At 52.4% G+C, this 11,631-nt stretch carries 10 protein-coding genes; 2 read left to right on the forward strand and 8 right to left on the reverse strand.

All coding sequences use genetic code 11. The features are described 5' to 3' along the window. Positions 1-19: 19 nt before the first annotated feature. The 8 genes from ruvX to metK form a co-directional block, all read right to left on the reverse strand. The gene (gene ruvX, locus MWH02_RS16655) at positions 20-436 is read right to left on the reverse strand and encodes a Holliday junction resolvase RuvX (RefSeq protein WP_061720236.1); all 417 of its coding nucleotides are present in this window, start codon (positions 434-436) and stop codon (positions 20-22) included. Continuing rightward, positions 436-999 (reverse strand): YqgE/AlgH family protein, encoded by a 564-nt coding sequence (locus MWH02_RS16660; RefSeq protein ID WP_137386422.1) that lies wholly within the window; start codon positions 997-999, stop codon positions 436-438. Before MWH02_RS16660 ends, ruvX begins: the two co-directional genes overlap by 1 nt. 82 nt (positions 1,000-1,081) lie before the next feature. After that, entirely contained in the window at positions 1,082-2,026 is a 945-nt protein-coding gene (gene gshB, locus MWH02_RS16665) for a glutathione synthase (protein WP_110868023.1), read from the reverse strand. Positions 2,027-2,103: 77 nt separating this feature from the next. Then, complete coding sequence (gene rsmE / locus MWH02_RS16670) at positions 2,104-2,835, reverse strand: 16S rRNA (uracil(1498)-N(3))-methyltransferase (protein ID WP_271461061.1); 732 nt, start codon at positions 2,833-2,835, stop codon at positions 2,104-2,106. Positions 2,836-2,908: 73 nt separating this feature from the next. Further along, positions 2,909-3,616, reverse strand: coding sequence for a deoxyribonuclease I (gene endA / locus MWH02_RS16675; protein WP_192236412.1), 708 nt, complete (start codon positions 3,614-3,616; stop codon positions 2,909-2,911). A gap of 88 nt (positions 3,617-3,704) precedes the next feature. Further along, on the reverse strand, positions 3,705-4,217 hold the full coding sequence (locus tag MWH02_RS16680; protein WP_271461062.1) for a SprT family zinc-dependent metalloprotease: 513 nt from the start codon (positions 4,215-4,217) through the stop codon (positions 3,705-3,707). Positions 4,218-4,299: 82 nt separating this feature from the next. Continuing rightward, positions 4,300-5,694 carry a sugar porter family MFS transporter gene (locus MWH02_RS16685; RefSeq protein WP_101761913.1) on the reverse strand — a complete coding sequence of 465 codons (1,395 nt, stop codon included), beginning with the start codon at positions 5,692-5,694 and terminating at the stop codon, positions 4,300-4,302. Between the two features lie 459 nt (positions 5,695-6,153). Further along, the gene (metK, locus tag MWH02_RS16690; RefSeq protein WP_061720231.1) at positions 6,154-7,308 is read right to left on the reverse strand and encodes a methionine adenosyltransferase; all 1,155 of its coding nucleotides are present in this window, start codon (positions 7,306-7,308) and stop codon (positions 6,154-6,156) included. 782 nt (positions 7,309-8,090) lie between these two features. On the opposite strand from metK, the gene speA reads away from it, so the two are divergent. Beyond that, positions 8,091-10,070, forward strand: a complete 1,980-nt coding sequence (gene speA / locus MWH02_RS16695) for a biosynthetic arginine decarboxylase (protein WP_101761914.1) — start codon at positions 8,091-8,093, stop codon at positions 10,068-10,070. Between the two features lie 714 nt (positions 10,071-10,784). Continuing rightward, complete coding sequence (locus MWH02_RS16700) at positions 10,785-11,474, forward strand: EAL domain-containing protein (protein WP_271461063.1); 690 nt, start codon at positions 10,785-10,787, stop codon at positions 11,472-11,474. Positions 11,475-11,631: the final 157 nt, after the last annotated feature.

Genomic DNA, 11,631 nt, shown 5'->3' on the forward strand with positions numbered 1-11,631 from the left:
GTGCCAGATCTGGATGGCTTTAATGCGTATCAAACCAATCTTCGAGGATAATCACCGCGGATTGGGAATCAACCTGGCCTTTCTGCAACGCGCGAAAGCCGCCGCGTTCAAACAGATCGGCACGCGCTTCAACGGTGCTCAGGCGCTCGTCCTGCAGCTCGACGCGTACGCCAAAACGACCATGCAGGCGATTGGCGAACTTACGTGCGCGCGCAGTAAGTTCCTGTTCGGTGCCATCCATATTCAGCGGCAAGCCCACCACCACATAATCGGGCTGCCACTCTTTCAGCAGCTTTTCGATCAGCTTCCAGTCCGGCGTGCCATCCTGCGCTTTTAGAGCCGTCAACGCGCGCGCGGTGCCCGTTAATTGCTGACCGACAGCAACGCCGATGCTTTTGGTGCCGAAATCGAAGCCCAGTAAGGTTTCACTGGCCATCAGGCGTGCCCTGCATCGGTGGCAATGTTGTGAATATCGACGCCCAATCCGCGTGCCGCTTCACGCCAGCGTTCAGCGATGGGCGTCTGGAACAGAATATTGGTGTTAGCGGGCGAGGTAAGCCAGGCATTCTCCAGCAACTCCTCTTCCAGCTGACCTTTCTCCCAGGCGCAATAACCCAGCGCCACCAGCACGTTATCGGGCTGTGATGTGGTGCCGATCGCTTCCAGCACATCACGTGAGGTGGTGATCACCGTGGTGTCTGAAATACGAATGCTCGAGGAGTAAATGCGCTGCGCCGAGTGCAGGATGAAACCACGATCTTCCGCCAGCGGACCACCGGCAAACACCGGCTTGTCCAGTTTGATGGCAGGATCGCGTTCGGATGCGCTAATTTTAAGCTTTTTAAGGATGCCTTCGACCGTCAGGTTGTCCATTGGCTTATTAACGATCAAACCCATGGCGCCATCTTCATTGTGCTCGCAGATATAGACTACCGAGCGTTTGAACAGTGGGTCCTGCAGCGACGGCATCGCAATTAGAAAATGATGCTGTAAATTCATTATCACTCGTATACCAAAAATAACCGGCGCAGCCGCGGCAGCGCCGGTTTTGGGTGTTCACGGAGTGGAGACTCCGACGGCATCAGCCCAGGCGTTTCTCAATGGCATCCATCAGCATGCCAGTGATCGATATCGGGAACGCGGCCTCGATTTCACGTACGCAGGTTGGGCTGGTCACGTTAACTTCAGTCAGTTTATCACCGATAATATCCAGGCCGACAAAAATCAGCCCTTTGGCTTTCAGCGTGGGGCCAACGCGACGCGCAATTTCCCAGTCACTATCGCTCAGCGGACGCGCTTCACCACGGCCACCGGCTGCCAGATTACCGCGCGTTTCGCCGCCTTGCGGAATGCGCGCCAGGCAGTAAGGTACGGGTTCGCCATCCACCACCAACACGCGTTTGTCGCCGTCTTTGATCGCCGGCAGATAGTTCTGCGCCATGCAGAAGTACTGGCCGTGATTAGTCAGGGTTTCGGTGATCACGCCGAAGTTGGCATCGTCCTGTTTCACGCGGAAGATCGAGGCGCCGCCCATGCCGTCCAGCGGCTTAAGGATCACGTCGCCATGCTCCTGCCAGAAGGCGCGCAGCTGCTCTTTATTACGCGTGACCAGCGTATCTGGCGTCAGGTCGGCGAACCATGCGGTATACAGCTTCTCGTTGCAGTCGCGCAGGCTCTGCGGTTTGTTCACGATCAGCGTACCTTGCTCTTCTGCGCGTTCCAGCAGGTATGTGGCATAGATAAATTCGGTGTCGAACGGCGGATCTTTACGCATCAGCACCACGTTAAGATCGGCCAGCGGGATATTCTGCTCGCTGCCAAACGTGTACCAGTTGTCGTAGTTCTGCTCAACGCTCAGCAGACGCGTGCGCGCGTAAGTCACGCCACCGCGCAGGGAGAGATCGCCCATCTCCATGTAATGAATTTCGTAACCACGGCGCTGTGCTTCCAGCAACATGGCGAAGCTGGTGTCTTTTTTAATATTGATGGACGAAATCGGGTCCATAACGATGCCAAGCTTAATCATTATTCTCTCCTAAATGGGGAAGCATTTACCCCGAAAGCGTTGTGCTGTGAAGTTACGTTCGAACCCGAAAGTATCGCTTAACCGAGGTCACCAAACCTCACCTGAAGTGCCGTAATGGCGGTGAGTGCAGTGGTTTCGGTGCGCAACACGCGGGGTCCAAGCAGAATATCGGTAAAACCCTGCTGCGCGGTCATGGCAATTTCATCGGCGGTTAAGCCACCTTCCGGCCCAATCAGCAAGCGCAGGCGCTCTACCGGCTGCGGCAGCGTGTTGATGCTGTGGCTGGCGCGCGGATGCAAATTGAGCTTCAAACCGTCTTCGGCTTCCGCGCACCAGGCTTGCAATGTCATCGGCTCGCGAATTTCCGGCACACGATTACGGCCGCACTGTTCACAGGCGGCAATCGCGATTTTCTGCCATTGCTGAATTTTTTTTGCCAGCCGCTCGGCGTCCAGCTTTACGCCGCAGCGTTCAGAAAACAAGGGCGTAATCACATTCACGCCAAGTTCGATCGATTTCTGGATAGTGAATTCCATTTTTTCACCGCGCGACATCACCTGACCGAGATGTAAATGCAGCGGGGATTCACGGTCATCAGCCTGGCTGGCAAGGACCCTTACTTTTACACGCTTTTTATCAGCCTGGGTGATTTCGGCGCTAAAAGTCAGATTACTGCCATCAAACAGCTCAATTTGCTGACCGGCCGTCATGCGCAGCACGCGTCCAACATGGTTAGCGGCATCTTCATCGAGGAAGATTTCACTGTTAACTTCGAGAGATTCGGGATGATAAATGCGAGGTATACGCATGCGGTTCCTGCCAGCGTTATGCCGTGTCAGCGGACACGGCGCAATCGAAAAAAGCTAGTGTAGGGTAGCGCTTTTAGCGCTGGCAAGCCTGCTGTACGTAGGAATTGTGATTTCCCTGCACTTTGGCGATGCGATTGTCGCGCTCACACTCCCAGCTCGTCACCGGATATTGCTTATCCCACGCGGTAAACAGCTGGGTTTGCTGACGCGACAGGCGCAGGTGATATTGGTCGCGCATATAGAAGTAAGTGCGGGCAATGGCGCCACGCGCACGCTCCGGCGGCTGCGCCAGTTTCTGCTTAAAATCGACCTTCATGCTGCATTGACCGTACTGCTGTTCGCCGCCGTTCCATTGGCTGTACTGGAAATTATTGCGGTCGCCGTTCACTTCACCAATCGCCGGCTGCAGGTTATGCAGATCGCTCTCAATGCGGCGGTAATCGGCATCTTTGCTGCAGCTTTTGCGGCCGCCGTTTTGCCAACACTGACGCTGATGGCCGAACTCCCACGCGGGCATCACATGTTCCCACTCAATGCGTTCGGCGCGATTGGCGTTCTTACGCACGCTGTAGCCGCAACTGCTTAGATCCGGTACGCCCTTTTTGCCGTGCCAGCTGATTTTGCAGCCGCAGTAAAAGTCGGCGGGCGCATCTGCGTTGATCTGCGCCGCATAGGCTTTGGCCTGACTAAAATTGTTTTGATGATAGTGAGTGAAACTGAGGCTGTAAGCGCTAAGTGGGGCAACTAACAAGGTAAGTAACAGCAACGTTTTGCGAGACATATTCCAAAAATTAACCTGGTCCTGAAAAAGGGCGGCAGGGTAACAGAATGATGACGCACGGGATATGAGATTAGGCTAGGTTGCTGAACTAATTCGATAAATACTCACCGGGTTGCAGCAGGGATTTGCAGTGCACACAGCGATATTCGCTTTCTCCACGCAGCACACGATTATGGCGCCGTACGGTGAGCTGATGCTGCTGACAGCGGCAGCGATAGGGGAAGGTGTTGCTGCGCACCGAGGCGATTTCAAACTGGTGGGTGCGGCGCGCAGGCACGCCGAGCACGCTCTCCATCATCCATTTCCATTCTTTGCCGTGCGGCGGCACGCGGCCAAAGGTTTTCCACACCAGCAGATGCGCCAGTTCGTGCGGCACCACTTCATCAACGAATGCCTGCTGATTCTCCAGCAGCAGCACCGGATTGATGCGGATTTCCCACTTCTCCAGCCATGCAGTGCCTGCAGCGGTGCCGCGCTGCTGATAAACCAGCGAGGGCTCATCAAAGCGACGTTCCAGCTTCTCGTTGGCCAGCTGTAAATAGTGGCGCAGCGAGCGCATAACGGCTTGTTGTAAGGCGATGGGAAGGCGCGGTGTTTTCATGGAGGGCAGCATAAAAGGTTGCCGGAACGATCTCAAATAAAAAGGGCTGCCAATTGGCAGCCCTTGCATTCGCTCATCGGGATTACTTCTGACCGATGTCGCGCAGTTTTTTGCCGGACATCAGGTTGCGCTCGATGTGCTCCAGCGAGACGTTTTTGGTCTCTGGAATCAGCGCGAGCGTCAGCAGAATGAAGAACACGTTCAGACCGGCGTAAACCCAGAAGGTTGGCGCGTTGCCCAGCGTATTCAGCATGGTCAGGAAGGTCGCACCGACAATCATGTTGGCAATCCAGTTGGTCGCGGTGGACACCGTGATACCGAAGTCGCGGCCTTTCAGCGGCTGAATCTCGGAACACAGTACCCAAATCAGCGGGCCAGCAGACATCGCAAAACCAATGATGAACATCAGCAGCATCGCCACCGCGAAGTATTGCGCTTCTTGAGAATGGATGCCGATGTGCAGCATGGTGCCGAGAATGCCCATACCCAGCGCCATCACCAGGAAGCCCAGCAGCAGCGTAGGTTTACGGCCCCAGCGATCCACCAAACCGATAGCAATAAAGGTCGCCAACACGTTCACCAGACCAACAATCACCGTGCCCCACATTTGCTGCGTGGTGTTAGCAAAGCCAGCGATTTCGAAGATCTTCGGTGCGTAGTACATGATGACGTTCATGCCGGTGAACTGCTGCATCACCTGCAACAGCACGCCAAGGAACACTGCGCGGCGGAAGTTGCTGTTGCTCTGGAACAGCTGCCAGCCCGACTGTTTAATTTTCAGGCTTTCACGGATTTCATCCAGTTCACGTTTTGCTTGTTCACTGGTATCACGCAGGCGCGATAACACGCGCTCAGCACTGCGGAAGTCACCTTTAGCCGCCAGCCAGCGTGGGCTGTTGGGCAGGAAGAAGACGCCAATCAGCAGCAGTACCGCAGGAATAGTGATGATGCCCAGCATCCAGCGCCATGCGCCAGCGTCGCTGAACGCGGTATCGGAGAGATACGCCGCCAGAATACCGATGGTGATCATCAGCTGATACAGCGAAATCATACTGCCGCGAATCTTCTCTGGTGCGATTTCCGAGAGATACAGCGGCGCGGTGTAAGAGGCAACACCCACGGCCAGGCCAAGCACCACACGCGCGGCGATCAGCATTTCCGGGCTGGTTGCACCCGCAGACCACAGTGAACCGATAACGAAAAGAATCGCACCGGCCATCAGGCTCTTTTTACGACCCAGACGCGATGACATCCAGCCGCTGCCGACAGCACCGACGGCAGCACCAAACATCATTGAGCTGACGATCCACTCTTGCTGGTGGGCAGTGACGTTAAAGTCTTTCGCGATGAAAGGCAGAGCACCGGCGATAACACCGATATCCAGACCAAACAGCAAGCCGGCCAGCGCCGCTAAGAAGCAGACAAACAAGGTCATGACCTTATTTGAAGTTCTGCTCTTGTGATTATTACCAGGCATGAAGCCTCCAAAGTTTATCCATCGTTGTTGTTATCAATGTTATGAAACCTGTCGGCGGAAAAAAGTGAGTAAGATCACACCAGTGTAATCGGTTACACACGCTGAAACCCTGCAATCCAGCATTTTCCGCCCGAAATAGTTACGTAACCAGTAAGGTATAGCACCCTTTAAGTTTCTGACATCGCACTAAATACCGGCTATCAGACGACGCTGAAAATAACGCATTTTCAGAGTAATAACTACGCTGAAAAATCTCTAAATTGCCGATTGATAAAGGATTTCAAAATGTAATCGTTATCACTAAGTTGTAAGCGAGGTGAAAGAAGTGTAGACGGCGGAGAAAAATGTGCCTGACGATGCAAAGGCATAAAAAAAGCCCGCCAAAAGCGAGCTTCGATGTCAAATCGTGCAGCGTCGCCCTCTCCCGTGGGAGAGGGCATCAGCCCGCAGAGGAGTCTGTTACTTCAAACCCGCCGCTTCGCGCAGCTGCGCGGCTTTGTCAGTCTGCTCCCACGGGAAGTGCTCACGACCAAAGTGACCGTATGCTGCGGTCTCTTTGTAGATCGGTTTCAGCAGATCCATCATCTGAATCAGGCCGTATGGACGCAGGTCGAAGAACTCGCGCACCAGCAGCGTCAGCTGCTCGGTGGAGACTTTCTCGGTACCGAAAGTTTCAACCATGATCGAGGTTGGCTCAGCCACGCCGATGGCGTAAGAAACCTGGATTTCACAACGGTCAGCCAGGCCAGCCGCGACGATGTTCTTCGCCACATAACGTGCGGCGTAAGCGGCAGAACGGTCGACTTTTGACGGATCCTTACCTGAGAACGCGCCGCCACCGTGACGCGCCATACCGCCGTAGGTATCAACGATAATTTTACGACCGGTCAGACCGCAGTCGCCCATTGGACCACCGATGACAAAACGGCCAGTTGGGTTGATGTGGTATTTGGTGCTGGCGGTGATCCACTCAGTCGGCAGAACCGGCTTGATGATCTCTTCCATCACCGCTTCACGCAGATCGGCGGTGGTCACATCTTCAGCATGCTGGGTCGAGAGTACAACTGCATCGATACCGACAATTTTGCCGTCATCGTACTGGAAGGTAATCTGGCTTTTTGCATCCGGACGCAGCCACGGCAGTGAACCACTTTTACGCACTTCAGCCTGACGCTGCACCAGACGGTGCGCGTAGGTGACCGGCGCTGGCATCAGCACATCGGTTTCGTTGCTGGCGTAGCCGAACATCAGGCCCTGATCGCCCGCGCCTTGTTCCAGCGGATCGGTACGGTCAACGCCCTGATTGATGTCTGGAGATTGCTTACCAATCGCGCTCAGCACTGCGCAAGAGTTCGCATCAAAGCCCATATCGGAATGGACATAGCCGATTTCACGTACGGTATTACGGGTGATCTCTTCGATATCCACCCATGCGCTGGTGGTGATTTCACCGCCAACCAGCACCATACCGGTCTTCACGTAAGTTTCGCAGGCCACGCGCGCTTTCGGATCCTGCTCGAGGATCGCATCCAGCACGGCATCGGAAATTTGGTCAGCGATTTTATCAGGATGTCCTTCTGATACGGACTCAGATGTAAAAAGGTGTTTAGCCATTCTGTTCTTTACCTTAAAAATGGTTTGAATACGACTGCATAGCGTAAGCGGGATCAGACCGACTCGACGCCCCTTCAGGCAAAGCCGCAAGCAGTGGCAGCGAGAGCATTAACTCACACCGCCTGAATGTTAATCAGTTTAGATGGAAAACCATCTGGACGGCTATTCTAGGTTACTCAGTGAGCACTTTTCCAGTGCTTTTTCCGATCCCGCATTTTCCGCAACATCCTAAGTGGAATCATTTCCTGACACCGCGCGCAGTTACTGACAAAGATTTTGCAATTTACCCCGCGTGGCTGTATAAAACGCCGCTGCTGTCGACCACAGCCGCAAAGGATGACGCCGCCGTGCGTCGCGCCGTCAGATGCCATTTAGTCTGACCTTCACCCAAGCCGTTTCTCGCATGCTTTAAGCAGGCGATGGAGGTGATTAAAGTAATGAACCACTCTTTCTCTCGCTTTGGTTCACTGCGCTGTTCCGGCGCGCTGGCACTCCTTTCACACTCCAAACCCGTTTTTTTCTCTTATCGACGTTGTGTTCATTCTCCCGACACGCGCGCCGGTTAACATTTCTCTGCATCTATTACTCTATTTCGCTGTCTACTGACCGTGGAAGTCTCAGGCTATTTGCCCCGACTTTGGCGCGGTGTTTTACACTTAGAGTCAGCATTGCACAGTGCAACCTTACAGAGGCAGCAAGCAGGATGAGGCAATTTTTACCTGGCGCCACCATGACAAAACTCGGTAACAAATTCATATTTCAACGGAAAATTGAGGTTCGCGATGTCTGACGACATGAAGAATATCAAGGGTTCGTCAGCTGGCGAACAAGGTGTACTCCGCTCCATGCAGGAGGTGGCGATGAACGATCAGGAAGCGAGCAGAATGCTGCGTACCTACAACATTGCCTGGTGGGGAAACAACTATTACGACGTCAACGAGCTGGGGCACATCAGCGTGTGTCCCGATCCGGATCAGCCGGAAGTGCGCGTTGACTTAGCGAAGCTGGTGAAAGAGCGCGAAGCCGACGGTCAACGTCTGCCGGCGCTGTTCTGCTTCCCGCAGATTCTCCAGCATCGTCTGCGTTCGATTAATGCCGCCTTCAAACGCGCGCGTGAATCTTACGGCTATAAAGGTGACTACTTCCTGGTTTACCCAATCAAGGTGAATCAGCATAAGCGCGTGATCGAGTCGCTGGTCAACTCTGGCGAACCGCTGGGCTTGGAAGCCGGTTCGAAAGCCGAGCTGATGGCTGTGCTGGCTCACGCCGGTAAAACCCGTTCGGTGATTGTCTGCAACGGCTATAAAGACCGCGAATACATTCGTCTGGCGCTGATCGGTGAAAAGCTCGGCCACAAAGTCTATCTGGTGATCGAGAAGATGACCGAAGTGCGTCTGGTGCTGGAAGAGGCCGAGCGTCTGAATGTGATTCCGCGTCTTGGTATCCGCGCGCGTCTGGCGTCGCAGGGCTCAGGCAAGTGGCAGTCAAGCGGCGGTGAAAAATCGAAATTTGGCCTGGCGGCATCGCAGGTGTTACAGCTGGTCGATATCATGCGCAAAGCGGGCCGTCTCGATAGCCTGCAGCTGCTGCACTTCCATCTCGGTTCGCAGATGTCCAACATCCGCGACATCGCGACCGGCGTGCGTGAGTCGGCGCGTTTCTACGTGGAGCTGGCGAAGCTGGGCGTTAACATCAAATGCTTCGATGTGGGCGGCGGTTTGGGCGTGGATTATGAAGGAACCCGCTCGCAGTCAGATTGCTCGGTCAACTACGGTCTGAACGAATACGCCAACAACGTGATTTGGGCGATTGGCGATGCCTGTGAAGAGAACGGGCTGGAGCATCCAACCGTGATCACCGAGTCAGGTCGTGCGGTGACGGCACACCACACCGTGCTGGTGTCCAACATCATTGGTGTTGAGCGTAACGAGTTCAGCACGCCGGTGGCACCGGATGCCGATTCACCGCGTCCGATTCAGAGCCTGTGGGATACGTGGCAGGAGATGCACGAACCCGACGTGCGTCGTTCGCTGCGCGAATGGCTGCACGATAGCCAAATGGATCTGTTCGACATCCATACCGGTTATTCATCAGGCACCTACGATCTCGGCCAGCGCGCCTGGGCAGAGCAGCTTTATCTGAGCATCTGCCACTACATTCAGCAGCATCTCGATCCCAGCAACCGCGCGCATCGCCCGATCATTGATGAGCTGCAGGAGCGCATGGCGGATAAGATTTACGTCAACTTCTCGCTGTTCCAGTCAATGCCGGATGCGTGGGGCATCGATCAGCTGTTCCCGGTGCTGCCGCTGGAAGGGCTGAATAAAATGCCGAAGCGTCGTGCGGTGTTGCTCGACATCACCTGTGACTCCGATGGCACCATCGATCACTACGTCGATGGCGATGGCATTGCCACCACCATGCCGATGCCGGAATACGACATCGACAATCCGCCGATGCTCGGCTTCTTTATGGTGGGCGCGTATCAGGAAATTCTCGGCAACATGCATAACCTGTTCGGTGATACCGAAGCGGTTGATGTGTTTGCGTTCCCGGATGGCAGCGTGGAAGTTCAGCTGTCGGATGAGGGCGATACCGTAGCGGATATGCTTGAGTACGTGCAGCTGAATCCTAACGATTTGATGACGCTGTTCCGCGATCAGGTAACGCAACAAACGGATATAGATGAAGAGCTGCGCGCGCAGTTCTTGTCTGAATTCGAGAGTGGTTTGTACGGTTATACCTATTTAGAAGATGAGTGATTAACTGCTCTTAAACCGAGCTCGCAAGGGCTCGGTTTTCGCTTTTCCTGCTATATCCGCGCATGGCAACAATAATTTAATTTGATTTGTGAAGACGATCACCTTTGGCTTATTTGTAACCCGCCACGTAAATCCCACATTTACCTCCCCAAATGCTATCTCCTTCTTTTCTCTAATAAAGCGAGTCGGCAACGCTGATTATTTTCTTAATATCCTTACCTTACTTACTGATTCATCATGGATTAAGCAGTTATTCTGTTATGTATTCTTTGTAATGCATAATAAAAATTTAAACATTAATGTTTTAATAGTCACCATAGAAATTAGTGGTTATTGGCGCTTTTTGGAAACATAGATGCCAGATAAAACATTTTGCAATTTGAGTTAAGGAGAGCTATCAAATCGTGCAGAATCTTTTTTTATCATTATTTTTCAATTCGATAAGGTTTTTACAGATCTATTAAAGTAAACGATAAGTTAAATTAAGTTAAGAATTTTCTGAGCTTTTGTGAATTTTAGAGAAATTTACTTACGTTATTGATTGATTTAAACGATTGAAGTTGCCTGAAGTGTTTACTGAAATCTATTTCTCAAAGTGTAAGTAGTACGTTAACCTTCAGTTAAGACATTAAGTTTTATCAATGTTTACCTTACTTCTTACATGAGAAATCCTGACAGTTTAAGGCTATCAGGCAGTTGCAGTAAGGATATGAAATGAGCAATCAACCGAAGACAGTGTTCTTGTTGGAGCCGGTTTACGATTTATCCGGCCAGGTGATTGCCAGGGAATTGTTAACGCGTCTTGCAGACGACGCAGATATCAATAATAAGCGTAACCCTGAAAGGGATGTTGGGTTCTTCAGTCAGCTTTCTGCTGACGTTAAATGGCAGTTATTCCTCCACCAGATCGAAAAACTTATTCAGCTATACCAGAAAGGGTTCGACCAGATTGTCAGTATCAATGTTGATAGAGATATCGTAGCCAGCATTTTTAAAGATGCTGAAATACAAGAAAAACTGGCTCAACTGACGCTGTTGCGTCTGGAAATATCAGCATTCTTTACTGCGCGATTTAATAGCGCCGATCTGTTGATTTTAAAAGGTGTCGCGAAAGTGACGCCGGCCCCTTTATGGCTCGATGACTTTGGTCCGGGTTATTCCAACCTTTCCATGTTTGATAGCGGAATATTTGAAATCGTCAAGATTGACAAAGAATTTTTTTGGCAATTTGGCGACGGTCGCACCTTTGACATTCTGCTCGACCATCTCAACGAATTATGCAACGGCGTCATCGTTGAGGGTGTTGAAAATCAACAACAGGTCGACCTGCTGTCGCATAAAGCAATTTATGGCATGCAGGGCTATTTGTGGCAGAGCGTCTATCTCGATGATTTATTAGCTTAATCCTGAAATTATTGGGTTGGTTTCATCCCTCGGGGAAGTAAAAAAATGTCAAAGCCTAGGCTTTATGCGTTTCACGTCATTTGTGCCCGGCCGCTTGAGAATAAATATATTTTTCCCGTGGTGATTTTAAGAAATAAAACCAATCAGTTATCAGGAT

Origin of the sequence: Pantoea leporis (genome assembly GCF_028048155.1) — a bacterium.
In the GTDB taxonomy this organism is placed as follows: Bacteria; Pseudomonadota; Gammaproteobacteria; order Enterobacterales; family Enterobacteriaceae; genus Pantoea; species Pantoea leporis.